This is a genomic window from Streptomyces asiaticus (assembly GCF_018138715.1).
GTDB classification, from domain to species: domain Bacteria; phylum Actinomycetota; class Actinomycetes; order Streptomycetales; family Streptomycetaceae; genus Streptomyces; species Streptomyces asiaticus.
Genome location: NZ_JAGSHX010000006.1, coordinates 9090254 through 9117006, shown reverse-complemented (window position 1 = coordinate 9117006; position 26753 = coordinate 9090254). Strand labels below are relative to the sequence as shown.

Below are 26753 nucleotides of genomic sequence, written 5' to 3'. Positions count from 1 at the left end.
CTTTGGACCGTTCCAGATCTCTCCCGGCCCACACTGAAAGCCCTCCTCCCAGGTGTCAACCCCTTTGACAACCGTGTCCACTCTGTGGAACGGTCCAGACCATGAGACCACCGACGATCCGCGATGTCGCCGAACGGGCCGGAGTGTCGAAGTCGCTGGTCTCCCTGGTGCTGCGCGGCTCCCGGCAGGTGCGCCCCGAGAAGCGGCGGGCCGTCCTGGCCGCCGTCGAGGAGCTCGGTTACCGGCCCAACGCCGCCGCGCGCAGCCTCAGCGAGCGGCGCACCCGGACCGTCGGAGTGCTCCTCAACGATCTGCGCAACCCCTGGTTCGTGGAGCTGCTCGACGGCCTCAACTCCGAGCTGTACGCGAGCGGTCTGCGCACCCTGCTGGCCGACGGACGGCTCAACCGGCGGCTCGGCGAGGACCTCACCCACACCTTCACCGAGCTGCGGGTGGACGGCCTGATCGCCGTGGGCACGCTCCCGGACCCGGCGGCGGTGCGCACGGCGGCCGCGCGGGTGCCCACGGTGGTCGCGGGCACCCGCGAGCCCGTACTGCCGAACGTGGACATCGTCGCGGGCGACGACGAGCTGGGCGCCCGCCTGGCCACCGAGCACCTCATCGGCCTGGGCCACCGGCACATCGCCCATATCGCCGGGCAGGGCGTGGTGGGCGAGCTCCGCCGCCGTGGCTTCGAGGCGGTCATGCGCGAGCACGGCCTGTCCGGGTCGGCGACCGTGGAGCAGGGCGATCTGACCGAGGAGGGCGGCTACCGGGCCACGGTCCGGCTGCTGGGCGCGCCGCACCGGCCCACCGCCGTCTTCGCTTTCAACGACATGGCCGGGGTGGGCGCCCTGTCGGCCGCCGAGGAGCTCGGCCTGCGGGTGCCGGGCGACCTCTCCCTCGTCGGCTACGACAACACCTATCTCGCGCGGCTGCGCCATCTGTGGCTCACCACCGTGGACAACGCGGGTCATGACATCGGCCGCCGCGCCGCGCGCCGCCTGCTCGACCGGATCGCCGACCCGGCCCGCCCCGGCGAGGTGACCCTCACCGTCCCGGTCCTCGAGATCCGCGGTACGACGGCGCCGCCGCGTCCGGCGGGCTGACCTTCGCGCACCGGCCATTGACGCCCCGTCGGTCCCCTGCCTATCGTCCGTTCGAAGTACTGAGCAGTGTCCGATATTTCGAACATTCTGCGGTACAGGAGTCGCCATGCGATCAACGGGACGCACCAGACGGGGCCTCGGCCTCACCGTGAGCGCTCTGCTCACCACCTCGCTCGCCGCCGCGTTGCTCACCGACCCCACGGCCGCCGGAGCCTCCTCCGCGGCCGTGACCGACTACTCGATCACCGTCGATCCGGACCGCGCGGGTCCGGAGATCGACGACGCGATGTACGGCGTCTTCTACGAGGACATCAACCGCGCGGCGGACGGCGGGCTGTACGCCGAGCTCGTCCAGAACCGGTCCTTCGAGTACGACACCGCCGACAACGCCTCGTACACCCCGCTCACCTCGTGGACCGAGACCGCGACCGGCGGCGCCACCGGCACCGCGCGCGTGGTGAACGACGCGGCGCGGCTCAATGAGAACAACCGCGACTACCTGCGGCTGGACCTCCACGGGGACGGCGGCGCCGGAGCGGGGTACGGCGTCACCAACTCCGGCTACAACACCGGCATCGCCGTCCGGGCCGGAAGGAAGTACGACTTCTCGGTGTGGGCCCGCACCGAGAATCCCTCGGGCACCCCGCTGACGATCGGTCTGCACACCGCCTCGGGCTCCACCGCGCTCGCCACGCCGCTGCGCGCCACCGTGCGCGGGGACCGCTGGACGAAGTACACCGGGACGCTCACCGCGCGCGCCACGGACACCACCGGACGGCTCGCGGTGACCGCGGGCGGCGGTGGCACCCTCCGGCTCGACATGGTCTCCCTCTTCCCCCGGGACACCTACAAGGGCCGCCCGAACGGGCTGCGCAAGGACCTCGCGAAGAAGATCGCCGCGCTGAAGCCGGGCTTCCTGCGCTTCCCGGGCGGCTGTCTGGTGAACACCGGAAGCCACCAGGCGTACGAGGCGCCGGGCTGGGAGCGCAAGCGGTCCTACCAGTGGAAGGACACCGTCGGCCCGGTCGAGGAGCGGCCCACCAACGCCAACTTCTGGGGCTACAACCAGTCCTACGGCCTCGGCTACTACGAGTACTTCCAGTTCGCCGAGGACATCGGCGCCGCACCGCTGCCCGTGGTGCCCGCCCTCGTCACCGGCTGCGGCCAGAACAAGGCAACCGACGACCCCGAGTTGCTCAAGCGCCACATCCAGGACACCCTCGACCTGATCGAGTTCGCCAATGGGCCGGTGACCTCCACCTGGGGCAAGAAGCGCGCACAGATGGGGCATCCGGAACCCTTCGGCCTGGACCGCCTGGAGGTGGGCAACGAGGAGAACCTCCCCGACGCCTTCTTCGCGCGCTTCACCGAGTTCCGCGAGGCCATCGAGGCCAAGCACCCGGAGATCACGGTGATCAGCAACTCCGGGCCCGACGACAGGGGTGTCACGTTCGACCGCGCCTGGGAGCTGAACCGCGCGGCCAAGGTGAAGATGGTCGACGAGCACTACTACAACAGCCCGCGGTGGTTCCTGGAGAACAACAACCGCTATGACTCCTACGACCGCCAGGGCCCGAAGGTGTTCCTCGGCGAATACGCCTCGCAGGACAACCGCTTCGCCAACTCCCTCGCCGAGGCCGCGTACATGACCGGCCTGGAGCGCAACGCCGACGTGGTGAAGATGGCCTCCTACGCCCCGCTGCTGGCCAACGAGGACTACGTCCAGTGGCGGCCGGATCTGATCTGGTTCGACAACGCCGCGGCCTGGGGCTCGACCAGCTATGAGACCCAGAGGCTGTTCATGAACAACGTCGGGGACCAGGTGGTGCCGAGCCGGGCGTCCGCCACCCCGTCCCTCCCCTCCGGCCCGATCACCGGCGCCGTGGGTCTGTCCACCTGGGCCACCAGCGCCGCGTACGACGATGTCCAGGTCACCTCGGCCGACGGGGCCACCCTGCTGAGCGACGACTTCTCCGGCGGCGACGGCAAGTGGACGAAGGCCACCGGGACCGGCTCCTGGCAGGTGCGGGACGGCGCGTACGTCCAGTCCGACACCGCCGCCGAGAACACGATGGTCACCGCGGGCGACAGCGGCTGGCAGAACTACGCCCTGAAGCTGAAGGCCACCAAGCGCGCGGGCAGCGAGGGCTTCCTCATCGCTTTCGGGGTCAAGGACACCGGCAACTACTACTGGTGGAACCTCGGCGGCTGGGGCAACACCCGGTCCGCCGTGGAGAAGGCCACGGACGGCGCCAAGCAGACGATGGCCGAGGACGGCACGAAGATCGAGACGGGCCGGGCGTACGACGTGCGGATCGAGGTCCGCGGCCGGCAGGTGACGCTGTACCTGGACGGGAAGAAGTGGGGTTCGTTCACCGATGACAAGGTGGCCGAGCCGTTCCGCCAGGTGGTGACCCGCGACAAGGCCACCGGTGAGCTCATCGTCAAGGTGGTCAACGTCCAGGACGCCGCCGCCCGCACCCGGATCGACCTCGGCCAGGGGGTCAGGGCCCGGCGGACCGCACGGCTGACCACGCTCCAGGGCGCCCCGGACGCGGTGAACACCGCCACCGATCAGCCCATCAAGCCGAACAGCTCCACGTTCGACGGGGTGGACACCACATTCAGCTACACCTTTCCGGCCAACTCCATCACCTTCATGCGGATCGCCACGCGGAAGTGAGACGGGCTCACGGCCGGTGCCCCGAGCGGTCACCGGCCGCGGTCTCATCCGCGGCCCCGATCGCTGAACGCACCACCCGCCGCGCCCACCGCCAGGCCGAGGACGACCATCACGACATAGCTGTACACCTCATAGCCGTCGGGGACGAGGAAGCGGACGAACCCCATGAAGTGGAGCCAGCCCCACCATTCGTGCAGCAGACCGCTTCCGCCGCCGACGACGAGGGTGAAGGAGAGCAGATGCGACACGGCGGCGAGCGGGGAGGTGTCCTTGGTGGATGTCATGGCCCGAACCTAGGCGGGTCGCCCCGGGCGGTGGATCGGGCACAAGGCGGCTCGGCGGTGACCAAAGGAGGCCGCCCGCCACCGGGGAGTGGTACTTAAGTATCCGCTCGCGGTACGAGTCCCCGCCCGCCCGCCCGGTCCACGTAGATTTCCGGGACATGCGCCGCATCCACCGCACCCGCCGGGACTGGGCAGCCGATCTGGGGCTGATGCTCTTCGCCGCCTGCTTCGCCGCCGCCAGCTCCGACTCCATACCGATCGAGGAGAACATGGATCCGGTGTGGCTGACCGTCGATCAGGTGATCGGCGGGCTGGGGTGTGCGACGGTCCTGTTGCGGCGGCGGTGGCCGGTGGCGCTGGCGGTGGCGCTGCTGCTGGCGGGCAGCGAGCTCTCGCACTATCTCACCGGTCCCGCGATGGTGGCGCTGTTCACGGTGGCCGCGACCCGGCCGGGGCGGGCCACCGCGTGGGTGGCGGCGGTGGCCTTCGTACCGCTCCCCGTCTTCCTGTGGCAGCTGCCGGAGGTGTCCGGGGACCGGAAGAGCTCGGCGCTGACGTACTTCGCGCTGATCGCCGGGACCATCGGATGGGGGTTGTTCCGGCGGTCCCGGCAGCAGCTGATCGCCTCCCTGCGGGCGCGGGCCGAACTGGCCGAGGTGGACGCGGAGTTGCGGGCCGAGCGGGCCCGCCGGGAGGCGCGGGAGGAGATCGCACGGGAGATGCACGATGTGCTGGGGCACCGGCTGACGCTGCTGAGCCTGCACGCGGGGGCGCTGGAGTTCCATACGAAGGCGCCCCGCGAGGAGATCGGAAAGGCCGCCGGGGTGATCCGGGAGAGCGCCCGCCTGGCGCTGAGCGATCTGCGTGAGGTGATCGGGGTGCTGCGCGCGGGACCGGCGGAGGACGAGCGTCCCCAGCCCGAACTGGCCGATCTGGCCCGCCTGGTGGCGGAGGCCCGGACGGCGGGCGGCCGGATCGAGCTGACCGGGCCGCCCGACGGCCCGGCCCCGCCGCCCGTGGTGGGGCGCACGGCGTACCGCATCGTCCAGGAGGCGCTGACCAACGCGCGCAAACACGCGCCCGGCGCGGCGGTCACGGTACGGGTGTCCGGAGGCCCGGCCGACCGGCTGACGGTGGACGTCCGCAACGCGCCGCCGCCCGGGGCGGCCGCGGACACCGGCGGTGGCGAAGGCAGCCACGCCGAAGGCGGCGGACAGGGGCTGATCGGGCTGGCCGAACGGGCCCGGCTGGCGGGCGGCGAGCTGAGCGCGGGCCCGGCCCAGGGCGGCTTCCGGGTGCGCGCCTGGCTACCCTGGCCCGCGGCGGACACGGTGTCCGCCCAGGGGTGAGGGAGGACGGCGCGGGTGATCCATGTCCTGCTGGTGGACGACGACGCGATCGTGCGAGCCGGACTGCGCCTGATGCTGGGCGGCGCCCCGGACATCGACGTCGTCGCGGATGCCGCCGACGGGGCGGAGGTGCCGCCCCTGGTCGCCGCCCACCGGCCCGATGTGGTGCTGATGGACATCCGGATGCCGGGCGTGGACGGGCTGACCGCCACCACGGAGCTCCGGGCCCGGCCCGGCGCCCCGGAGGTGCTGGTGCTGACCACCTTCCACACCGACGGCCATGTGCTGCGGGCGCTGCGCGGCGGCGCGGCCGGGTTCCTCCTCAAGGACACCCCGCCAGGGGACATCGTCACGGCCATCCGCACGGTGGCCGCCGGGGATCCGGTGCTCTCCCCCGCCGTCACCCGCCGGCTCATCGAGCAGGTGGCGGGCGGCGGACAGGAGGACCGGGCCACCGCCGCCCGGGCCCGGCTGGCGCTGCTGGGCGAACGGGAGCGGGAAGTGGCCCGCGCGGTCGGGCGGGGCCGCTCCAACGCGGAGATCGCCCGGGAGCTGCATCTGGCGCTGCCGACGGTGAAGGCCCATGTGTCGCGCATCCTGACCCGGCTGGATCTCAACAACCGCGTCCAGATCGCCCTGCTGGTCCATGACGCCGGCGCGTCGAACGACTGCTGAACGGCGCTCCTCGCACCTCGATGGGTGAATGATGGCGGGTAATTTTAAATCAGTCGCTTGACTTAAGTGTGGCCCATGGGGTTGCCTGATCTTGTCGATGACCGCCCCGCCCCGGACCGAGGGAGAGCGTCGTGACTCCAGGACACGGCGAGCAGTTACTCAGCTATCCGATCCCCAGCGATACGGCGCTGGGACCGCCCGCCGAGTGGGCCCGGCTGCGGCAGCGGTGCCCGGTGGCGAAGGTGGCGCTGCCCAGTGGCGACGAGGCGGCACTGCTGACCCGCTACGACGATGTGAAACAGGTGCTGTCCGACCCGGGGTTCACCCGGCTGCTGAACGCCGATGACGCGGCCCGGGTCTCGGACAGCGAATCGGGCGGGGTGTTCAACAGCTCGATGGCGCAGTCGCTCCCGCAGGGCGGCGAGGGCCATCAGCGCTGGCGACGGATGGTGGCCAAATGGTTCACGGCCAAGCGCATGAACGCGCTGCGGCCGGGGATCGAGGCGATGGCCGAGCGGCTCATCGACGACATGCTGGTGCACGGCCATCCGGCGGACCTCAAGGCCCACCTCGCCTTCCCGCTGCCGGTGTGGGTGATCTGCGATCTGCTGGGCGTCCCCGACAGCGACCGCGACCGGTTCGCCCACTGGTCCGACACCCTGCTCAATCTCACCCGGTACCGGCAGGACGAAGTCGACACCGCCCAGGCCGAGTTCGCGGACTACATGGCCGCCCATGTGGCCGCCAAGCGCACCGGGCCGGGCGAGGATCTGCTCAGTGAGCTCATCACCGCCACCGATCCCGGCGGCCATCGGATGTCCGACGCGGAGCTGGTGGCCACCGGCCAGGCCCTGCTGGTCGCCGGGCACGAGACCACCGCGAACATGATCGGGAAGATGATGGCCATGCTGCTGGCCGACCGGAGCCACTGGGAGCGGCTCCTGGCCGACCGCTCGCTGGTGCGCACCGCCGTGGAGGAGGCGCTGCGGTTCGACGCCAACCCGGGGTTCGGGATGCCCCGGTACATCGGCGAGGACACCGAGGTGGCCGACACCGCGCTGCCGCGCGGCACCACCGTGGTGCGCAGCATGGCCGCCGCCAACCGTGACGAGACCACCTTCGAGGGCGCCGGCGAGCTGACGCTCGACCGCAGCCCCAACCCCCATCTGGCGTTCGGCGCCGGGGCGCACTCCTGCCTGGGCCAGGCGCTGGCCCGCACCGAGTTGCAGGCCGTGCTGGAGGTGCTGCTGCGCCGCCTCCCCACCCTTGAACTCGCCGTACGCGTAGCAGAGTTGCGGCGGCTGGAGGGCGTGGCCGTGGGTGGGCTGCGCGACCTTCCGGTGCGGTGGTGACCATGGCGGGCAGGGCCGTACGGCACGAGCGGGCCGATGCCACGCGCGGGGCGATCCTCGCCGCCGCGGAGCGACTGTTCGCCGAGCGCGGGGTGTACGCGGTCTCCAACCGCCAGGTCAGCGAGGCCGCCGGGCAGGGCAACAACGCCGCGGTCGGCTACCACTTCGGCACCAAGGCCGACCTGGTGCGGGCCATCGCCCGGCAACACGCCGAGCAGGTCGAGCGGTTGCGCCTGCGGATGCTGGGCGAGATCGGCGACTCCACCGACGTACGGGACTGGGTGGCCGCTCTGGTGCGTCCGGTCCTCGAGCATCTGGCGGAGCTGCCCAGCCCGACCTGGTACGCGCGGTTCTGCGCCCAGGTGATGACCGATCCCGCACTCCACGAGATCATGGCCGATGAGTCCATGGCCTCTCCGGCGCTGCGGCGGACCGTCGAGGGGTTCAACCGGTGCCTCCCCGAGCTGCCGATCGAGGTGCACATCGAGCGCGGGGCCATGGCGCGCCATCTGATCCTGCACATGTGCGCCGAGCGGGAGCGCGCGCTCGCCGAGCACACCGCCACGCCACGGTCCAGCTGGCACGACGCCGCCACCGGCCTGATCGACGGGATCGTCGGGCTGTGGCTGGCGCCCGTCACCCGCTGACCGCGGCCGCCACACACCGGCGGCTCGCCGAGGGCCGTCGAGGGACAACGGGGTCAACGGGGGACAACGGGGTCAGCGGGGGACAACGGGGGTTCCACCACATGCCTCAACCGAATCGAGGGAGCGATGACCAGCACAGTGAACCCGGTGGACGAGCGCGCCGCGCGGGCCCCGGAGTTTCCGATGGCCAGGGCGGCGGGCTGCCCGTTCGACCCGCCCCCGGCGCTGCGGGACCTTCAGCAGGAGGGCCCGCTGGCCAGGGTCCGCCTGTGGGACGGCAGTACGCCGTGGCTGGTGACCCGGTACGCCGATCAGCGGGCGTTGCTGGGCGACCCGAGGGTCAGCGCCGACATCCACCGGCCCGGCTACCCCCGCCAGGCCCCGATGCCGCCCGGAGGTACGGGGGTCAGCTTCATCCTCAAGGACGACCCCGAGCACGCCCGGCTGCGGCGGATGGTGACGGCTCCGTTCGCCATCAAGCGGGTGGAGGCCATGCGGCCCGGTGTGCAGAGGATCGTGGACGACCTGATCGACGAGCTGCTGGCCGGTCCGAACCCGGTGGACCTGGTGGAGGCGTTCGCCCTGCCGGTGCCCTCGCTGGTCATCTGTCAGCTGCTCGGAGTGCCCTACGCCGACCACGACTTCTTCCAGGACAACAGCAAGGTCATCATCAACCGGAACGTCACCCCCGAACAGCGCTCGGCCGCCCACGGCAACCTGATCGAGTATCTGGACGGCCTGATGGGCGAGAAGATCGCCCATCCCGTGGACGATCTGCTGTCCGGTCTCGCCGAGCGGGTCACGGCGGGCGAACTGTCCCGCAACGAGGCCGCGCAGATGGGTGTGCTGCTGCTGATCGCGGGCCACGAGACCACGGCGAACATGATCGCGCTCGGCACCCTCGCCCTGTTCGAGCACCCCGGGCAACTCGCCCTGCTGCGCGACACCGACGACCGCCGGCTGATCGCCTCGGCGGTGGAGGAGCTGCTGCGCTATCTGCACATCACCCACAGCGGACGGCGCCGGGTGGCGGTCGAGGACATCGAGGTCGGCGGGGAGGTCATCCGCGCGGGCGAGGGGCTGATCCTGGCCAATGACATCGCCAACCGGGACCCCGGGATGTTCGCCGAGCCGGACCGGCTGGACCTCCGGCGCGACGCCCGCCGCCATGTGGCCTTCGGCTTCGGGGCGCACCAGTGCCTGGGCCAGCCACTGGCCCGGATGGAGCTCCAGGTCGTCTACGGCACCCTCTACCGCCGTATCCCCACTCTGCGGCCGGCCACCGAGCTGGAGCGGATCCCGTTCAAACACGACGGATCGGTCTACGGCGTCTACGAACTGCCCGTGACCTGGTGAAAAGGGAGGAAACCCCGATGAAGGTGACCGTCAATCAGGACAAGTGCGTCGCGTCCGGCCAATGTGTGGTCGCCGCGATGGAGGTTTTCGACCAGCGCGACGAGGACGGCATCGTGGTGCTGCCCAACGCCGAGCCCCCGGCCGAGCAGGCCGACGACGTCCGGCACGCCGCGGCGGTGTGCCCGGCCCTGGCCATCGAGGTCCAGGACTAGGGCCGGTTCCGGGACCGGGTCCCGGACCGTGCGACCGCAACCGGGCGGCGGCGCGGGCGTTTTCCTCGTCCGCACCGCCGCCACCCCGTGCACACCCCGATGGGATGCGCACGGTCCTCAGAACACGTCGATCTCGGACATCATGAAGAAGGGAAGACAACCGTGAGCAGCACCGGTCTTGGGGGTCGCGGCGTCATCGTCACCGGAGCGGGATCGGGGATCGGCCGGGCCACGGCCCTGACGTTTGCCGCCGAGGGGGCGAAGGTACTGGTCGCGGACCTCGACCGGGACGGCGCCGAACAGGTTGTCACAGCGATAGGGGCGGCGGGCGGAGTGGCCCGCGCGGTTGTCGGCGACCTCGGCGATCAGCGGGTGGTGGACGAGGTCGTCGCCACAGCCATGGAGGCGTTCGGCGGTCTGGACGTCCTGGTGAACAACGCCGGCATCATGGACCGCTTCTCGGCGGTGGCGGACACCGACGACACCGAATGGGACCGGGTGCTGCGGATCAACCTGACGGCCCCGTTCATGCTCACCCGGGCCGCGCTGCCGCACATGCTGGCGGCGGGCCGGGGCGCGATCGTCTTCACCGCCTCGGAGGCGTCGCTGCGCGGCAGCACGGCCGGCGCCGCCTACACCGCCTCCAAGCACGGTGTGGTGGGCCTGGTGAAGTCCCTCGCGGTGATGTATCGCGAGCAGGGGATCCGGGCCAACGCGATCGCCCCGGGCGGCACCGCGACCGGCATCCGGGTCGACGCCCGGCCGGGAGAGCATGGCCCGGCCGTCATCGGAGCCCATACCTCGACCGTCGGCAGGATCGCCACGGCCGAGGAGCAGGCGGCCGCCATCCTCTTCCTGGCCTCCGACGTCGCGAGCAATGTCAACGGCGTCATCCTGCCCGTGGACAACGGCTGGTCGGCCGTCTGATCCGATGCCGGGCCGATCACTCTGGCCAGTTTTCGATGTTGCTGAAGTTGAGTACGGCTCAATAAAGTGGTTGTTGAGTTTTAAAGGAAATTTCACAGCTTTCCCACGGCATTGCGCTCTTGAAAGGAAGGCACTGTGCACGACCAACCTCTCCACTCTTCCGAGGCTCTTGACTACCTTGTCATCGGTGCCGGCCCCGCCGGCCTCCAGCTCGGACATCAGTTGGCAACGGCGGGCCACCGCTACCGAATCCTGGAAGCCGGAAGCAGACCGGGCACCTTCTTCCGCACATTCCCCCGCCACCGCCAGCTGATCTCCAGCAACAAGGTGCACACCGGAATCGACGACCCCGAGTTCAACCTCCGGATGGACTGGAACTCCCTGCTGTCCCCCGATCCGGAGCTGCTGTTCACCCGTTACAGCAAGCGCTATTTCCCGGCTGCCGACGACTTGGTGCGCTATCTGGCCGACTTCGCCGAGGCGTTCGACCTCGACATTGCCTATGACACCCGGGCGGTACGGATCCGCCGCGACGGCGACGGCTTCGTCGTCACCGATCAGCACGGCACCGACCACCGCGCCCACCGGCTGGTGATGGCCACCGGAGTGAGCCGCCCCTACGTCCCCGATGTGCCGGGCATCGAGACCGCCGAGAACTACTCCGATGTCTCGGTGGACCCCGACGACTTCACCGATCAGCGTGTGCTGATCCTCGGCAAGGGCAACTCCGCGCTGGAGACGGCCGACAACCTCATCGAGACGGCCGCCGTCATCCACGTGGCCGGACCGCACAGCCTGCGGCTGGCGTGGAAGACCCACTATGTGGGCCATCTGCGCGCCGTCAACAACAACTTCCTCGACACCTACCAGCTCAAATCGCAGAACGCCATACTCGACGGCAATGTGCTCTCGATCGAGAAGGAGCCGGGCGACGGCGGCCGGTACCGCGTCCGGTTCAGCTTCTCCCGCGCGAACGAGGTCGTGAAGGAACTGCTCTACGACCGGATCATCGTGTGCACCGGCTTCCGCTTCGACGCCTCGCCGTTCGACGCCGAGTGCCGCCCCGACCTCGTCATCAACGACCGCTTCGCCGCCCTCACCCCGGCCTACGAATCGGTCAACGTGCCCGGGCTGTACTTCGCCGGCACCCTCACCCAGCAGCGCGATTTCAAGCACTCCACCAATGGCTTCATCCACGGATTCCGTTACGGCGTACGGGCGTTGAGCCGCATCCTCGACGAACGCCATCACGACCGGCCCTGGCCGCACCGGCCGCTGGCCACCGAGCCGTCCGCGCTGGCGGACGCCGTGGTGGCGCGGGTCAACCGGAGTTCCGCGCTGTGGCAGCAGTTCGGTGTGATCGGCGACCTGCTGGTCGCGGTGGACGGCGGCGAGAGCCGCTACCACGAGGAGGTGCCGGTCGCCTACGCCCATGAATCCGCCCTGACGGCGGGCGCCGACTACTTCCTCGTCACCCTGGAGTACGGCCCCGACCACGACAAGGTCGACCCCTTCGACATCACGGTGCGCCGGGCGGCGCAGAACTCGGTCGGGGAAGCCTTCGACGCCTCCTATCTGCATCCGGTGATCCGCCACTTCCGGGGCGGTGAGCTCCTCGGTACCCACCACATGGCCGAGAACCTGGAGAACGAGTGGGACCACCCGAAGGTCCACCACGCCCCGCTGGTCGAGTTCTTCGCGCGTGAGCTGGACGCACAGCCCACCGGCGCGGGGCGGTGACACCGCCCCATGCTGATGACCGTCCAGGACTTCGAAACCGCCGCCCGGAGGAGACTCGATCCCGTCCACGCCGACTTCATCGCCGGCGGGGCGGGGGACGAGATCACCGTACGGGCCAATGAAGAGGCGTTCCGGCGGCTGCGGCTGCTGCCCAGGGTGCTGCGCGGCAGCGCCGAGCGGTCGCTGGACATCACCGTGCTCGGCGGCCGGGCACGGACACCGGTCCTGCTCTCGCCGACGGCCTTCCACAAACTCCTCGTCGAGGAGGGGGAGTTGGCCACCGCACGCGCCGCCGCTGCCGTCGGCGCGATCATGATCGTGAGCATGGCGTCCACGGTCGCGGTGGAGGACATCGCGGAGGCCACCCGTGGCGCCGGTGAGACCGCCGACCCGGCGCCCTTGTGGTTCCAGCTCTACCTCCAGCCGGACCTGGAGTTCACACGGTCCCTGGTGCGGCGGGCCACCGACGCGGGGTGCGCCGCGCTGGTGGTCACCGTGGACTCCCCGGTGCGCGGCGTGCACGAGCGCGATCTGCGCAACGGCTTCCTCGACCTGCCGGACGGGCTGCGCTGCGAGCACATGGTCGATCCGCGCGAGGGCGGCCGGGTGCGGCCGATCGCCATGTCGCCGGAGATCTCCTGGCAGCACATCGACTGGCTGCGCGGTATCACCTCACTGCCCATTCTGCTCAAGGGCGCCCTGCACCCCGAGGACGCCCGGCTGGCGGTGCGCCACGGTGTGGACGGGCTGCTGCTGTCCAACCACGGGGGCCGTCAGCTGGACACCGTGCCCGCCACGATCGAACTGCTGCCCGAGATCCACGCGGCGGTCGCCGGCCGGATCCCGATCGTGCTGGACGGCGGGGTGCGGCGGGGCACCGATGTGGTCAAGGCGCTGGCGCTCGGCGCGTCCGCCGTGGGCATCGGCCGGCCGGTGATGTGGGCCCTGGCCGAGGGCGGGGAGAAGGGTGTGCGGCGGCTGCTGGAGCTGCTGGGCGAGGAGGTCGACCACGCGCTGGCGCTGTGCGGCGCCTCCGGTGTCCGGGATCTCACCCCGGATCTGGTGCGCGCCCCGGTATGGCCGGACACCGGTGCGTACGCCCCCCGGCCCGGCGGAGCGGTCTCATGAGCCGCGTCGGACGGACGGCCACCGGCGCGGCGGCCGTGGCGCTGACGGCCAGCCTGCCGTACTGGCTGCCCCGGCTGGTGATCGCCCTGCGGGTGCGCCTCTTCGCGCGGGTCAACGGCGAGGAGGGCATCCCGGCGCCCGGCCGAGAGGTGCCCGTCGAGGAGTTCAAGCAGGTCTACGGGCATCCGGCCGCGAACGGCCGCAGCCGCGGTGCCGCCCTGTCCGACCTCTTCTGGTACTGGCTCTCCCCCGGCCCCGAGGTCCACCAGGAGCATCTGGAACCCGGCCCGCGCTACGACGACGTGGCCAGGACCACCCGGCAGATCCTCGCCGGGCTCTCCCGGGAGCGGTGGAGCGAACTGGTCGGCCGCTGCACCCGGCGGGTGCTCGATGAACTCGACGAACAGACCGGCGGATACGGCGCCCGGGAGCACCGGGTGCGACTGCGCGACCTGATGATGCCGGTGTGGGCCGAGGTCTACTACGAGGTGGTCTTCCGCGAACCGTGCCCGCGCCACGTACGGGACCTCATCGTCGGCAACGCCAACGACGTGGTCAGCGCCCTGAAGTGCACGAGCCTGCGCCATATGGACCGGCGGAACCGGCTCACCGCGTATCTGCGCGAACGGCTGGCGAGCGATCCCCCGCCGGTGCCGCTGCCGTCGCTGCTCAGCCGGCGGGAGCAGGCGTACTACCTCCAGGGCACCTTCTTCAACACCGCCGTGGTGCAGACGTCGGAGGCGATGGCCCATCTGCTGCTGGCCCTGGCCACGCACCAGAGCGTCCAGGACCGGCTGCTCTCCGGCGAGGAGGAGGACGGCTACCTGGACCATGTCATCAACGAGACGCTCCAGCACTTCCCGCTGTTCGGCGTGGCCCACCGCATCACCATCGACGAGATCCCCCGGGCTGGCAGACCCGCGATACCGGCGGGCTCGGTCCTGCTGTTCAACTACCCCGAGTATCAGCGGTCGGGAGCCACCGGGCCGCAGCGGTTCGACCCCGGCCGCTGGCTGTCCGCGGACACCCGGCCCTCGGCCTTCATCCCGTTCGGCGTGACCGCCAACCGGCCCTGCCCGGCCCGTGGTTTCGCCGTGCTGACCATGCGAGTGGCGGCCGAGGAGGTCCTGCGGCGCTTCCGACTGGCGTCCACGGCCGAGCACACCCGGTCGCTGCCCAGCCGCGGCCCCTGTCTGCTGATCCCGCACACCCCCCGGCGGACCACGGCGGCCTGGCGACCGGCCACGCGGGCGGCGAGGCTCGCGGGGATGCGGCTGGGCGACCGGTGGGGAGCGATCCCGCGCAGCCTCACCCAGCTGGTGCTCGGTGGCTACATGGTGTGGGACGCCCGGCGCCAGGGGCTGTGCCGCAACTACTTCGCCACGGCTGCCGGTGACACCGCCGTACCCGCCGTCGTCGGCGGCCGAAGAGGAGGGTGAGACGATGACTCCCACAGAGCTCGCCCCCGCCTTCTTCATCGCCGCCGTGGTCATCCTGCTGACCTGCCGTCTGGTGGTGCTGGTGATGGGCCGGTTCGGCCAGCCGCCGGTGGTCGGGGAGATGATCGCCGGTGTGGTGCTCGGCCCGTCGCTCTTCGGTCTGGTGGCGCCTGGCGCGTCGGACGCGGTCTTCCCGCCGGAGCTCAAACCGGTGCTGTACGTGGCCGGGCAGATCGGCCTGGTGGCCCTGATGTTCCACGCGGGGTACGAATTCCGGGCCCACGCCGGGCGCGGGCTGGCCGGAACCGCGGTGACGGTCTCCGCCGCCGGGGTGCTGGTGCCGCTGCTGCTGGGCGTGGGGCTGACCTTCGCGTCCGACGGCCATGTCCCCATCTTCGTCGACGGGGTCTCGGTCTGGGTGACGGCGGCCTTCGTCGGGGTCGCCCTCGCCATCACCGCGTTCCCGATGCTGGCCCGCATCATCACCGAGCAGGGGATCTCCGGGACCCGGCACGGGTCGCTCTCCCTCGCCTCGGGGGCCACCGATGACGCGGCCGCGTGGCTCATGCTCGCCGGGGTGCTCAGCGTGGCCTCGGAGAAGACGGGGCCGATCGTCAAGGCGCTGGGCGGTTCGCTGCTCTTCGTGGCCGTCCTGCTCCTGGTGGGGCGGCGGCTGCTGGCCTGGATCCTGACCAAGCCGGGGCTGAGCGACGAGTCCCGGCTGCTGTTCACGGTCGCGGTGCTGTTCTGCGGCGCCTGGTTCACCGACATCATCCAGCTGTACGCGGTCTTCGGGGCGTTCTGCATCGGCCTGTCCATGCCCCGCCACGAGGCGTCCGAGCGGGTGGTGCAGACCATTCAGGGAGCGACCCAGGTCATCTTCGTGCCGATGTTCTTCACCTACTCCGGTCTCAACACGCGTTTCGACGTGTTCTCGGACCCGGCCGTGATGGCGTTCGGCGCGGGCTGTGTTGTGCTCGCGTCGGTCGGCAAGTTCGGCGGCTGCTGGGCGGCCGCCAAGCTGTGCGGGGAGCCGGGTGCGGTGGCGGTCCGGGTCGGCGCCCTGATGAACGCGCGCGGGCTGATGCAGCTCATCGCGCTCAACATCGGGCTCTCGGCCGGGATCGTCGGTGATGAGCTGTTCGCGGCGCTGGTCCTGGTGGCCCTGGTGACCACGGTGATGACGGTTCCGGTGCTCAACTGGCTGGACCGCCGGGACGCCAGGTCCCGGGCGGCGGGGGAGCCGGCCGGCACCGCGGCGGCGGTGCCGGCCGGGAGCTGAGCGCCACCCTCCGCACGGGAGAGGTCCCGGTGTGCCGGCGGGCACACCGGGACCTCTCAGTCCGGGCGACGCCACACCGTCACGCCGTCTCCAGCGGCCCGGTGATCCGCGACAGCAGCGCCCGCTTGTCCGGCTTCCCGCTCGGCGCCACCGGCACCTCGGTCACGACGGTGACGGTGGCGGGGACACTCGCCTCCCCCAACTCCACCGCGACGAACGCGCGCACGGCGTCGAGGTCCGGTTCACGGCCCTCGGCCGGAACGACGAAGGCGTGCGCGGCCTCGCCGGTGCGCTCGTCGGGCGCGCCCACCACATACGCCTGGTCGACATCGGGATGGGCCGCCAGCGCGCGTTCGATCGCCCCGGCGTAGTGCACGATCGCGTTGATGATGACCACGTCCCGGGCGCGCCCGGTGAGCCGCAGAAACCCCTGGTCGTCCAGGTGTCCTACGTCGCGGGTGCGCACCCACCCGGCCCGCAGGACCTCCCGGGTCCGCTCCTCGTCCTTCCAGTAGCCCGCCATCGCCGAGTCGGTGCGCACCCATATCTCGCCGGTGGTCCCGGCGGGCACCGGCCGCCCCTCCGGGTCGCGGACGTCCATCTCCACCCCGGACCACGCCCGGCCCACCGAGTCGTACACCTGGTCCGGAAACTCGGCCATCTCATCCGGGGTGAGCAGGGTGAGCAGGCCGGTCTCCGTCTGCCCGTAGCCCTGGTGGACCACCGGGCCGAGCAGCCGGGCCGCCTCCGCGAGCCGGTGCGGGGCGAGCGGGGACCCGGCCACCAGCAGCACCCGGAGGCTGGAGGTGTCCACGCGCTCCGTGCGCAGCACGTCCAGCACCTGGTGCAGCCGGGGCACGGTCATCAGACACGCCGTGATCCGGTGGCGTTCGAAGACCTGGGGGAAGGCGAACGGCGGTTCGGGGATGACGGCGGTGCCGCCACCCATCAGGCAGACCCCGAGATGCTCGAAGATCACCGCGCTGCTCAGGGTGCCGAAGAGCAGATACCGCTCGTAGCCCGCCGCGAGCCGCGCGGTCCGCTCGGGCCAACGGGCGGGCTGCCACGCCCAGTTGAGGGCGAGCGAACGGTAGCTGTGCGCACAGCCCTTGGGGCGTCCGGTGCTGCCACTGGTCAGCGTCACCAGGGCGATGTCGTCGGGGCGGCCCTGGGCGGTCAGCTCTCCCGTGGCCTTCGGGTGGGCGTCCAGGAGGTCCGGGCCCAGCCGCAGCACGGTCATCCCACCCGCCGCGTCCAGCAGTTCGGGGGTGGCACCGGTCTCGTCGGCCACCAGGACGTCGATTCCGTCGGAAAGGACGTACACCAGATGGGCCGGCGACATGCCGGGCCGCAGCCCCGTCACCCGGCAGCCCAGCGCGTAGGCCGCCACCAGCAGCGCGAAGCCCTCGGGCGTCACATCGGTGGCCACCGCCACCGAACGGCCCGGGCCGAGTCCGGCCGCCCGCAGCCCGTCCGCGCACCGGCCGATCAGCTCCAGCACCTCGCCGCGCGAGAGGACGCGCGAGCGGTGTTCGAAGGCGGGCGGCTCCGGCCGCGCGCGGAAGGCGTCGATGAGGGCTTGGGGGAAGGGTGCCGTGATGGGCTCGGCGTCGCGGCGTGGGGATCTGTGGCCGGACGCTCCGGCTAACGTGTCCATGTGCGTCTCCGTTCGGGGATGGTGCCCAATGGATCACCCGACACGATACGGCGGCACGGCCCGCCCGCGGCCACGGACGCGGATCATGGGCGGCACCGCGCTGCCCACAACGGCACCTCGCCAGCCCCGGCGGCACCGCGCCCCGGCGGCATCCGCCACTCCCCCTCACGGTCACGCGGTCATTGGCCGCGCCAGATGTTGTCGTAGGCCGCTTCCTCGATGGCCCGCCGCTGCCGCTCGGCCTCCAGCTCCATCACGGCGTCGTTGACGGCGGCGAGCACGGTCACGGTCGCGTCGCCGACCGCGCCCGCGGCGTCTTCCGCGGGCTCCTCACGGATGCCGATGGCCGCCGCGAGGGTGGCGAGGACGGGCTCGTCCGAGGCCCAGCGGTCCGTCGCGTGGCGGCGGCCGGGCGAGTCGACCGGCACCGCCTGACCGGCGCGGAGCGGCAGCCAGCCGTGGCGCCGCCGGGTGATCTGTCCGGCCTCCTCCAGGGCGTCCAGATAGGCGGCGGACAGGCCACGGCCCCTGCGCCACAGCCAGTCGCCGACCGGCTCGTGGGGCGGCTGGCGGACGAAGGACGCCGCGGCCTCGTCCAGCATGCGATCCCCGGTCGGCGGGCAGAGTCCCGGCACGATCCGCTCGTCCTCGATCGTGAGCGCCTCGGTGCCGACGAGGTCGATCAGCTCGGCTCCCGCGAGCGCGAGCGACAGGTCGCCCCGCTCCAGGGGGCGGATGGGCGCCACGTCCAGAGTGACGATCAGCAGGTCCCGCGGTGTGGTCATCAAACGCTCCGCTCGCCGTTCCTCGCCAACGATACGTTCCGAAGCGTAAGGCTGTCCGCCGACGTGGCTGCCGGGTACGCCATGTCGGCGGCCGCTCAGGAGCCGGTGGCCCCCCAGGTGTGGGCCAGCGCGGCCGCCTCGCCGCGCGAGGTGACACCCAGCTTCTCCAGGATGTTCGCCACGTGGAACTTCACCGTCGACTCGCTGATGTGCAGCTCCTGGGCGATCTGCCGGTTGCGCCGCCCGCGGGCCAGCTGCTCCAGCACCTCCAGCTCGCGCGCCCCCAGGACGTCCAGCGGATCCTCGCGGGCCGGCTGCGGCGGGCCAAGCGGCACCGTGGCCGTCACCGTGGTGCCCCACTCCGGGACCGCGTCCACGTCCAGCCGTCCGCCCAGTACGGCCAGCCGCTCCCCGACCCGGCGGGCGTCCAGGGCGGTCCGCCTCAGGACGCCGGGGCCGTCGTCCCGTACGGTGGCGCGCAACTCGCCCTCGCCGACCTTCCAGCCGATGTGTACGCGGCGCACCGGGCGCGGCGCGCCGTCCTGGCCCGGCCCCTGCTCGTTCAGCATGGCGTGCACCACGGCCCGCACCACCGCGCGCGCCGTATTGGCCACGTCGGCGGCGAGCAGCCGGTCCGCGCCCTCCTCGGTGCCGGGCGGGCCGAGGTCCAGCCGTACGGACAGGCCGCGCAGCTCCGGGCGGAGCGATTCGGCGAGCCGGGCGAAGGCGTCACCGGCCGGCTCCTCCACCAGCGCCTGATCGCGGTCGGTCCGGGCGCGCAGTTCGGCCAGGGCGCCGACGGCGAGGTCCACCGCGCGGGCCCGGGCGGTCCGGTCGTCCAGATCGCGGCCGCGCAACACGCCGAGCAGGGCGGACAGGGCGGCGCCGTGGGCGTCGACGAGCTCGGCGATGGCCGTGGCCCGCGCCGCGGCCGCGGCCCGCGACTGGCCCAGCACCCCGGGCACCGCCTCCGCCGCCATCCGGTCGCCGTGCGCGGTCACCAGGTCCCACAGGGCACGGGCGGCCGCCAGGGCCTCGGCCGGGACGCGGGTCTCCTCGGTCCGTACGAGGACCAGCAGCGCGCCCCGCGCGGTGGCGTCGCTGTACACGGCGAGCACGGGTACCTCGGTCCCGGCCAGCCACGCCCGGCCCTGCCAGGTTCCCTCGGCGCGCGCCATCGGGGCGAGGGCGGCCATCTCGGCGGTGGTGATGGCGGTTCCGGGGCCGCCGGGCGGGTCGCCATGGGTCTTGAACGGTGAGTGCGGGCAGTTGCCGGAGAGCTCGGCCACCGCCCGGTGCGCGATCGTCTCGGAGAGCGCGGCGGACACGCGCGGCAGGATCTCGCCCAGGGGCGCCCGGATCACATCGACTGCGGCCGTGAGGTCCATGTCCGTCAGCGTAACGGGGCCGTCCCGCGACCCCGGCTGTTCCTCCGGCCAGGTGGAACTGGCCGAAGGGACGGCGGGGGCGGGGCATGCCCCGGCCGAGGATGGCGTTGTCGCTACAAACGAGCCCCCTCGACGGGGCTGACGGGAGTGAGAGTGATGAAGGCGATCGTCTACGAGGAGTACGGCGGCCCCGAGGTGCTGCGGCTGAAGGAGATCGAGGAGCCCCATCCGGGTCCGGGGCAGGTGCGGCTGAAGGTCATGGCCGCCGCCGTGAACCCCCTCGACTACAAGATCCGCAGTGGCTGGATGCCGCAGATGGGCCCCGCCTCGTTCCCCGCGATTCCGGGCGGGGAGGCGGCCGGGGTCGTCGACGAGGTCGGTGCAGGGGTCACCGATGTGGCGGTGGGCGATGAGGTGCTGGGCTGGACGGACACCGGGGCCTACGCCCCGTACGCGCTGGCCACGGATGTCGCCCACAAGCCGGCCGGACTCGACTGGGAGACGGCCGCGGCGCTGCCCGTGGCCACCGAGACCTCGGCCCGCGTCCTGGACCTGCTGGGGCTGAAGGAGGGCGAGACCCTGCTGCTGCACGGGGCCGCCGGTGCGGTCGGCGGGGTCGGTGTCCAGCTCGCGGTGGCCCGGGGCGCCACCGTCATCGGCACCGCGTCGCCCGCCAACCACGACTATCTGCGCTCGCTCGGCGCGATCCCGGTGGCCTATGGCGAGGGCCTGGCCGACCGGGTGCGCGCCGTGGCGCCGAAGGGTGTCGACGCCGTCTACGACGCGGCCGGCCAGGGCGCCCTGCCCGTGTCGATCGAGCTGCGGGGCGGCACGACCGACCGCGTCGTCACCATCGCGGACCCCGCGGCCGTCGATCTCGGTGTCACCTTCTCCGCGGGTGGCGGCAGCCGCTCCGTGGAGGCCATCGCCGACTACGCCCGGCTCGCCGCGGAGGGCCGGCTGCGGGTGCCCGTGGTGCGGAGCTTCCCGCTCGCCGACGCCGCCGAGGCCCATGTACAGAGCGAGACCGGCCACAGCCGCGGCAAGCTCATCCTGCGGCCCTGGTGATCGCTGCCGCGGCCGCTTTCGTGGCCACTGTCGTGGTCGCCGTCGTGCCCGCTGTCGTGCCCGCTGTCGTGGCCTAGGAGGCCGCGTTCATCAGGTCCAGTGCGCTGTGCTGTCGTGCCGCGTCGGTCTTGTCCAGCGGTCCTGACCAACGCAGTCCGTACTGGTCCAGGGCATTGCGGTCGGCGGCGTAGGCGCGGTCCGCCTGCCGTTTGAGGTAGGCCGTGTAGGGGTGGTCGGGCAGGGCCGCGTTCAGCTTGGCCAGCCCCCGCACATGGGCACCCTTGAACGACGGGCCGTCGGCACCGCAGTCGCCGGTCTCGCAGGGGTCCCTGAGGATGCCGTCGGCCGTGTTGAGCTGGGACGACGTGGTGGCGGCCGTGCCGATGCGACGGGCCGCGTCGAGTACGGAACCGTCGCCGGTCGCCCGGTGCAGCTCGGTCAGGCCGCCGAGCAGCACACCCTGGTTGTAGGACCAGACCGCGCTGCCGTTGTTCTTGCAGGTGCCCAGGTCGATGCCGTCGTTGACGAGGTTCGAGGCGTTCACCATGCCGGTGCCCTGGAACCAGGTCCACTCCGCCTTCGCCCGCTGGAGATAGGCGGTGTCGCCGGGGATCCGGTTGTGCAGGGCGGCGTTCAGCTGGAGGTAGAGGGAGTTGGCGATCGCATTCTTGTACGTCTTCGCCGTGCTCCACCACACACCGCCGCCACAGGTGGAGTCCCAGTAGGAGGCCATGTAGTCGGCGTCGGCGCGGGCGGTGGCCAGATAGCGGGAGTCCCCGGTGAGGTCGTAGGCGGCCACCCAGGCCAGACCCCACCAGCCGGTGTCGTCGATGTAGTCGTTGCGGAACTGCCCGCCCTGGGCGCCGAGGTTGAGGTCGTAGGTGCGGGCGATCGCGTACTCATAGCTGCGCATGCCCGTGACGCGGATGTTGTCGATGACGGCCGTGAGGGCGTTGGCCGAGTTCCACCAGCCGGTGGTGGAGAACAGCCCGGTCCCGTTCGAGTAGAACGCCATCTGGGCGGTGGCGGCGGCCGTGCGGCGGTCCCATGCGTTCCAGGTCGTACGGGCCCAGGGCGTACAGGCGATGTCGGCGCGGTCACCGGCCTTGCCACAGGCCCGCAGCGCGCCGACGCCCTGGGCGCCCCAGTCGTCCACGTTGTACATCAGGGTGCGCCAGCCGCGCTGCCCGGCGGGGATGGCGGTGTTGCCGAGGCGGCTGCCCGAGGACCAGGTCCGGCCGCCGTCGAACGAGCGGTCCAGCCACACCTCGTCACCGGGGCTGCCGTTGTCGATGGAGGCCCAGCCCATCGCGTCGGTGTCGTCGAAGTGCAGGGCGATGGAGCGGGAGAAGACGGTGGCCGTGACGGGGGTGCGGCTCTGCGGGGCGAGCGCCGGATCGCGGGCGTCGCAGTACTTGTTGCACACGGTGGCGGACGGCGCCGCCTCTGCTGTGGCCGGAAGGAGTTGCGGGGCCAGCAGGGCGAGCGCTCCGGTAGCGAGGGCGCCCAGGCGGGTGCGCAGCGGTCTCTTGCGTCTCATGCCGTGCCTCCTCCCGGCCTAGTTGAAGGGGTCCAGGGTGATGGACGCCTGCTGCGGATTGCCGTCGTGGACGAGCGACTCGTGCTGGCCGACGTCGTCGAAGGCGAAGGCGTACGCCTTTCCGTCGGCCATCTGATCGTGGATGACGCGGGCGTAGTGGTTGGTCACGCCGTCCTTGTAGAACCCGGCGTCACCGGTGTCCGGCTGGTTGGGGTTGGCGAGCAGGGTCGTGCGGTTGTAGCCCGCGCACAGGGTCCGCGAAATGGGGCCGCGCACCTCGTCGTTGGGTGCGTCGAGGCGCTTGTAGCAGCCGAAGACGGAGTCGGAGTCCGGCTTCTGGAAGCTGGTGACCACGGCTCCCGAACCATTGGTGAAGTTCATGACGTCACCGGAGACCCGCCCGAAGTACTTGACGCTCGGCCGGTCGGCGAAGGGCGTGACCGTGAGGGTGGTGCCGGCGTACTTCTGCCAGACCCGGTTGATGTAGTCGTCCATCGCGTTCGCGGGCAGGGCGCCCGCCTCGATGCCGTGCCCCGGCGACAGGGCCCGCAGCACGGTGCCGTCCGGGCGGGTCTGGATGAGCTTGCCCCAGCCGCCGCCCTGTGCGCGCAGTGCGTTGAGCACGCCGTTGTAGCCGCCGGGCTTGAGGTGCCCGGCGGTCTTCGTACTGCCGTCGGCGCCCTGCACCCCCACCGCGTACGGCGCGGAGAACATGTCGACCTGGGTGCTGTTGATGTACAGCCCGGAGTCGTCGAGGGTGAACTCGCTCCAGTTGAACAGGATGTTCCGGTTGGGGTCCGAGGGGTTCTGCACGGCGGGCTGCACCAGGCCGCCGGTGGTGAGCCTGAAGTCGATCTTCTGGCCGTAGGAGAAGTAGACCCGGCCGGAGAGCTTGGGGATGCGGATCGTCATGGACTGGCCGCCCGCCGGTCCGGCGATCGAGGCGTCGGGCGCCGGGGTGGGCGGGTTGCCGCCGGCGGGCCAGGGGTGGAAGGTCCCGGAGGCGTCGGCCCAGCCCTGCTGCCCGGTCGAGAGCAGGGTGCCGAGCGTATAGACGTAGATCTTGTCGCCGCGCCCGGAGTTGTTGGTGAACTTCAGCGGGATCGTGTTCGGCACGGCCGGCCGGGCGGACGCCTCGGGGGCCAGTGCGGTCATGCCCAGGGCCAGGAGTAAGGCCGACGCCCAGCAGGGCAGGGTCCGGAATCGGGTGGAGATGCGTCTGGACATACGTCACCTCTCGCGCGGCCGCGCGGGGCCGCGTCAGCGGGGGGAATGGGGCGCTCGTGAAGCGGGGGGTGGGGGTGCCGGAAGTGCAGAGACATCATGGCAGCGAACATGACACTGGTCTAGACATACTCACGTATGCCGACATCAGCGCAGGGCCGGATGCGGAGCCCTGAGGTCCGCGGAGCCCGCCGGGTCGAGATCGTCCCGCTTGGTACGGAGCTCGTCGGTGTCCGGATGGCCGATCTCGAGGGCGATCGGTGCCCCGCCTGCCGATAGAGCGTCAGGGCACGTTCGTTGTGGCCGAGCGCGTCCCGGTGGCCGCCCAGCCGGCCGCGGACCCCGCCCAGGCCACGGTGGACATGTGCCTGACGGACGGGATCGTCCAGCCGCTCGTAGCGGTCGAGGGCGTGCCGGAAGTGGCGGTGTCCCTCGTCGAGACGGCCCATCCGGGTGAGGCAGTTGCCCAGGCCGCGGTGGGCGCCGGCCTGCCACGCCGGATCGCCGAGCCGCTGGGTCGCGCCGAGGGCGATGCGCTGGACGGCGGCCCTGTTGTTGCTGCTGGGCATCGCGCAGGTGCGCTCGGGTGCGCTGACCATCGGCTCGATGATCGCGCTCAACGCGATCGCGGCCGGGCTGCTCACCCCGATCGCCGGGCTGGCCACCAGCGCGGGGCGAGATCGAGCTGCGCGGAGTGGGCTTCCGTTACGGGCAGGGGCCGTGGATCCTGCGCGGGATCGTCGTCGCGCACCGGATCAGCACGATCATGGATGCCGACGAGATCGTCGTCCTGAACGACGGCCGTTTCACGGAGCGGGGCGGTCACGACGGCCTGATGCTCGCCGGGGGCCGGTACGCCGCGCTGGTGCACCGGCAGCTCCCGGCCTCGCTCCAGCCCTCATGATCGCCAACCGCGCCGACGTGCGCTTTCGGGCGTAAAATGGGCCGCGTCCGCACCAGGAGGGCACGAGGAGCGGAGGCATCAGATGACCGAGGCAGCTCCCTCCCACATCGAACGCAAACGGGAAACCGGCCACCCGGACGTGCCGTGGACCACCCCCTCGCAGGCCGAGGGCGAGCGCGACGACGAGATGGACACCGGCCACCCCGACGTACAGAGGACGACTCCCTCACAGGCCGAAGGGGAACGGGACTAGTCACCCCCTCTCGGCACCCGGGCCCGCGGGCCGGTGATCTCCCACCGGCAGGCGGGCCCAGCCATGTGGCTCGGAGGCGGCGGCTGAATCTTCCTGCCACTGTCAGCGCCAGGGTGGGTCTCCCGGGCGGAGCGGCCCGGCGGGTCGCTATCCTGACCCGGGGAGGCGAGATGGCACGCGCGACACAGACCACCGGGACACCCGGCACCGGCCGACCGGTGGCACGCCACCACGGCAACCGGCACGGACGCAGCGAGCAGGCCCGGCTCGCGGTGCTGAACGCGGCCGACGACCTGCTGGTCGAGAAGGGCTTCGCGGGCGTCACCATGGAGGGCATCGCCACCCGGGCCGGTGTCGCCAAGCAGACCATCTACCGCTGGTGGAGCACGAAGACCGACGTCCTCATGGACGCGTTCCTCCAGGACGTGGCCGAGGACCTGCCCGTGCGCGACCACGGCGACCTCGCCCGGGACCTGCGCGCCTATCTGCGCGATCTGGCCTGGTTCCTCAGCGCGTCCGACTCCGGTGCCGTCTTCAAGGCGCTGATCGCACAGGCGCAGCACGATCCGGCGTTCGCCGAGGACTTCCGGTCCCGGTACCTCGACGACCAGCGCGGCCGCGACCGGCTTGCGCTGGAACGGGCGGTGGAGCGCGGGGAGTTGGCGCCCGGCCTGGATCTGGCGGCCGAGACCGACCAGCTCATGGGCCCCGTCTACTACCGGGTGCTGGTGACCGGCGAACCCGTCGGCCCGGAGTTCACCGACCGGCTCGTCGACGCCTTTCTCCATCGCCACGGGCTGACGGCACCGGCGAAGGACTAAGCACCCGAAGCCCGAAGTCCGGGGCGCAGCCCGGGGCCGAGGCACCCGGTGCGGCCCATGGCCTCGTGCACCGTGGCCACGCCGTACCCCCGCAGGGCCGCCACATGCTCGGCCCCGGCGCGTGGCGAGTCGGTGACGATCACACCGCTCGGCCGTGCGGCGGCGGGCGCGTCACCCGCGCTACCGTGCGTCATTGCTGATATCTCCTTGCTGGACAGGGCGGTGACCCACCCCGCGGCGCGAGCTCCGCGTCATTCGCCCAAGGCGTCGATCACACTGGTGAGGTGGGCACGGACGGCCGCTTCGGCCGCCTGTGGGTCCCTGGCCCTGATCGCCTCGATCACGGCCAGGTGTTCACCCAGGGACCGCTGGGCACGCCCCGGCCGCAGCGCGAGCTGGAAACGATGGCGCACCAGCTGTGCGTTGAGCCGCTCCAGCAGCTCCACCGCCACCTGCTGACCGGAGAACTCCCGGATGCGGGCGTGCAGTTGGTGGTTGAGGTCGGAGTAGGTCAGCGGTTCGCCATCGGCGACCGCCTTGGACATCGCCGTGCCCAGGTCGGCCAGCTCGGTCAGCTGCTCCTCGCTTGCCTCGACGGCCGCCTTGGCAGCGCACAGCCCTTCCAGGGCCATGCGGCATTCCGTGATGGCCACGGCCTCCTCCACGCTCACCACCCGCACCCGCGAGCCACGGTTGCGGATCCGCTCGACCAGACCCTCGGAGGCCAGATCGATCAGCGCCGCGCGGATGCTCGCCCGGGTCACACCGAACTGCTCGGCGAGTTCGTTCTCCACCAGCCGCTGGGCCGGTGCCATCTCCCCGCGCGAGATCGCCTGCCGCAGCTGCTCCAAGGCATGCTGCTTGGCCTGCTCTCCGGTGCCTGGACGAGCTTCCTTCGGCATCGCGTGCCCTCCCGTGAGTGAGTGCCTG

The 26753-nt window shown here is 71.6% G+C and carries 25 protein-coding genes and 1 pseudogene; 17 read left to right on the top strand and 9 right to left on the bottom strand.

All coding sequences use genetic code 11. From position 1 onward, the window contains the following. The first annotated feature begins 101 nt into the window (after positions 1-101). Positions 102-1109: a LacI family DNA-binding transcriptional regulator gene (locus KHP12_RS46345; protein ID WP_211834618.1), complete on the top strand. Its 1008-nt coding sequence runs from the start codon at positions 102-104 to the stop codon at positions 1107-1109. Between the two features lie 106 nt (positions 1110-1215). After that, positions 1216-3792, top strand: coding sequence for an alpha-L-arabinofuranosidase family protein (locus tag KHP12_RS46340; RefSeq protein ID WP_211834617.1), 2577 nt, complete (start codon positions 1216-1218; stop codon positions 3790-3792). Between the two features lie 44 nt (positions 3793-3836). On the opposite strand, the gene KHP12_RS46335 is transcribed toward KHP12_RS46340, so the two are convergent. Continuing rightward, complete coding sequence (locus KHP12_RS46335; protein ID WP_210608950.1) at positions 3837-4076, bottom strand: hypothetical protein; 240 nt, start codon at positions 4074-4076, stop codon at positions 3837-3839. A gap of 158 nt (positions 4077-4234) precedes the next feature. Here KHP12_RS46335 and KHP12_RS46330 point away from each other — a divergent pair, with 158 nt between their 5' ends. From KHP12_RS46330 to KHP12_RS46280, 11 genes are all read left to right on the top strand, one after another. Further along, a complete protein-coding gene (locus KHP12_RS46330; RefSeq protein WP_210608951.1) occupies positions 4235-5425 on the top strand; it encodes a sensor histidine kinase in 1191 nt (396 codons plus the stop codon). A 15-nt stretch (positions 5426-5440) separates the two neighbouring features. Beyond that, entirely contained in the window at positions 5441-6100 is a 660-nt protein-coding gene (locus KHP12_RS46325; RefSeq protein WP_211834616.1) for a response regulator transcription factor, read from the top strand. Between the two features lie 131 nt (positions 6101-6231). Then, positions 6232-7452 (top strand): cytochrome P450, encoded by a 1221-nt coding sequence (locus KHP12_RS46320; protein WP_211834615.1) that lies wholly within the window; start codon positions 6232-6234, stop codon positions 7450-7452. A 2-nt stretch (positions 7453-7454) separates the two neighbouring features. Next, positions 7455-8099 (top strand): TetR/AcrR family transcriptional regulator, encoded by a 645-nt coding sequence (locus KHP12_RS46315; protein ID WP_086884513.1) that lies wholly within the window; start codon positions 7455-7457, stop codon positions 8097-8099. 126 nt (positions 8100-8225) lie between these two features. Continuing rightward, the gene (locus KHP12_RS46310; protein ID WP_211834614.1) at positions 8226-9455 is read left to right on the top strand and encodes a cytochrome P450; all 1230 of its coding nucleotides are present in this window, start codon (positions 8226-8228) and stop codon (positions 9453-9455) included. Between the two features lie 17 nt (positions 9456-9472). After that, positions 9473-9667 (top strand): ferredoxin, encoded by a 195-nt coding sequence (locus KHP12_RS46305; RefSeq protein WP_211834613.1) that lies wholly within the window; start codon positions 9473-9475, stop codon positions 9665-9667. Between the two features lie 162 nt (positions 9668-9829). Continuing rightward, positions 9830-10594 (top strand): SDR family NAD(P)-dependent oxidoreductase, encoded by a 765-nt coding sequence (locus tag KHP12_RS46300; protein WP_208653172.1) that lies wholly within the window; start codon positions 9830-9832, stop codon positions 10592-10594. Between the two features lie 135 nt (positions 10595-10729). Next, positions 10730-12334, top strand: coding sequence for an NAD(P)-binding domain-containing protein (locus tag KHP12_RS46295; protein WP_086884509.1), 1605 nt, complete (start codon positions 10730-10732; stop codon positions 12332-12334). 9 nt (positions 12335-12343) lie between these two features. Continuing rightward, positions 12344-13462 (top strand): alpha-hydroxy acid oxidase, encoded by a 1119-nt coding sequence (locus KHP12_RS46290; RefSeq protein ID WP_086884508.1) that lies wholly within the window; start codon positions 12344-12346, stop codon positions 13460-13462. Beyond that, positions 13459-14901, top strand: coding sequence for a cytochrome P450 (locus KHP12_RS46285; protein WP_086884507.1), 1443 nt, complete (start codon positions 13459-13461; stop codon positions 14899-14901). Before KHP12_RS46290 ends, KHP12_RS46285 begins: the two co-directional genes overlap by 4 nt. Positions 14902-14905: 4 nt before the next feature. Next, on the top strand, positions 14906-16183 hold the full coding sequence (locus KHP12_RS46280; RefSeq protein ID WP_086884506.1) for a cation:proton antiporter: 1278 nt from the start codon (positions 14906-14908) through the stop codon (positions 16181-16183). A 79-nt stretch (positions 16184-16262) separates the two neighbouring features. Here the strand turns inward: KHP12_RS46280 and KHP12_RS46275 are convergent, their stop codons facing one another. The 3 genes from KHP12_RS46275 to KHP12_RS52635 form a co-directional block, all read right to left on the bottom strand. After that, positions 16263-17840, bottom strand: a complete 1578-nt coding sequence (locus KHP12_RS46275) for a class I adenylate-forming enzyme family protein (RefSeq protein ID WP_086884505.1) — start codon at positions 17838-17840, stop codon at positions 16263-16265. A gap of 179 nt (positions 17841-18019) precedes the next feature. Continuing rightward, positions 18020-18625 carry a GOLPH3/VPS74 family protein gene (locus KHP12_RS46270; RefSeq protein ID WP_086884504.1) on the bottom strand — a complete coding sequence of 202 codons (606 nt, stop codon included), beginning with the start codon at positions 18623-18625 and terminating at the stop codon, positions 18020-18022. Between the two features lie 95 nt (positions 18626-18720). Further along, the gene (locus tag KHP12_RS52635) at positions 18721-20013 is read right to left on the bottom strand and encodes a helix-turn-helix transcriptional regulator (RefSeq protein WP_211834612.1); all 1293 of its coding nucleotides are present in this window, start codon (positions 20011-20013) and stop codon (positions 18721-18723) included. Positions 20014-20169: 156 nt separating this feature from the next. On the opposite strand from KHP12_RS52635, the gene KHP12_RS46260 reads away from it, so the two are divergent. After that, complete coding sequence (locus tag KHP12_RS46260) at positions 20170-21081, top strand: NADP-dependent oxidoreductase (protein ID WP_211834611.1); 912 nt, start codon at positions 20170-20172, stop codon at positions 21079-21081. A gap of 73 nt (positions 21082-21154) precedes the next feature. On the opposite strand, the gene KHP12_RS46255 is transcribed toward KHP12_RS46260, so the two are convergent. The 3 genes from KHP12_RS46255 to KHP12_RS46245 all read right to left on the bottom strand — a co-directional run bounded on the left by KHP12_RS46255 (position 21155) and on the right by KHP12_RS46245 (position 24510). After that, entirely contained in the window at positions 21155-22621 is a 1467-nt protein-coding gene (locus KHP12_RS46255; protein ID WP_086884501.1) for a glycoside hydrolase family 76 protein, read from the bottom strand. A gap of 18 nt (positions 22622-22639) precedes the next feature. Beyond that, positions 22640-23848 carry a glycoside hydrolase family 64 protein gene (locus tag KHP12_RS46250; RefSeq protein WP_211834610.1) on the bottom strand — a complete coding sequence of 403 codons (1209 nt, stop codon included), beginning with the start codon at positions 23846-23848 and terminating at the stop codon, positions 22640-22642. A gap of 119 nt (positions 23849-23967) precedes the next feature. Beyond that, entirely contained in the window at positions 23968-24510 is a 543-nt protein-coding gene (locus KHP12_RS46245) for a tetratricopeptide repeat protein (protein WP_244202508.1), read from the bottom strand. 29 nt (positions 24511-24539) lie between these two features. Between KHP12_RS46245 and KHP12_RS46240 the strand changes: the two genes are divergently transcribed. The 3 genes from KHP12_RS46240 (at position 24540) to KHP12_RS46230 (ending at position 25823) form a co-directional block, all read left to right on the top strand. Then, positions 24540-24749 (top strand): hypothetical protein, encoded by a 210-nt coding sequence (locus tag KHP12_RS46240; RefSeq protein WP_211834609.1) that lies wholly within the window; start codon positions 24540-24542, stop codon positions 24747-24749. An 82-nt stretch (positions 24750-24831) separates the two neighbouring features. Further along, complete coding sequence (locus KHP12_RS46235) at positions 24832-25002, top strand: hypothetical protein (protein ID WP_167442341.1); 171 nt, start codon at positions 24832-24834, stop codon at positions 25000-25002. Between the two features lie 170 nt (positions 25003-25172). Continuing rightward, positions 25173-25823 (top strand): TetR/AcrR family transcriptional regulator, encoded by a 651-nt coding sequence (locus tag KHP12_RS46230; protein WP_211834608.1) that lies wholly within the window; start codon positions 25173-25175, stop codon positions 25821-25823. Positions 25824-25825: 2 nt separating this feature from the next. Here KHP12_RS46230 and KHP12_RS46225 read toward each other — a convergent pair. Both KHP12_RS46225 and KHP12_RS46220 read right to left on the bottom strand, forming a co-directional pair. After that, positions 25826-26017, bottom strand: a pseudogene (locus tag KHP12_RS46225) (4-carboxy-4-hydroxy-2-oxoadipate aldolase/oxaloacetate decarboxylase); the annotation flags it as partial. Positions 26018-26074: 57 nt separating this feature from the next. Beyond that, positions 26075-26725 carry a GntR family transcriptional regulator gene (locus KHP12_RS46220; protein ID WP_086879669.1) on the bottom strand — a complete coding sequence of 217 codons (651 nt, stop codon included), beginning with the start codon at positions 26723-26725 and terminating at the stop codon, positions 26075-26077. Between the last annotated feature and the right edge of the window lie 28 nt (positions 26726-26753).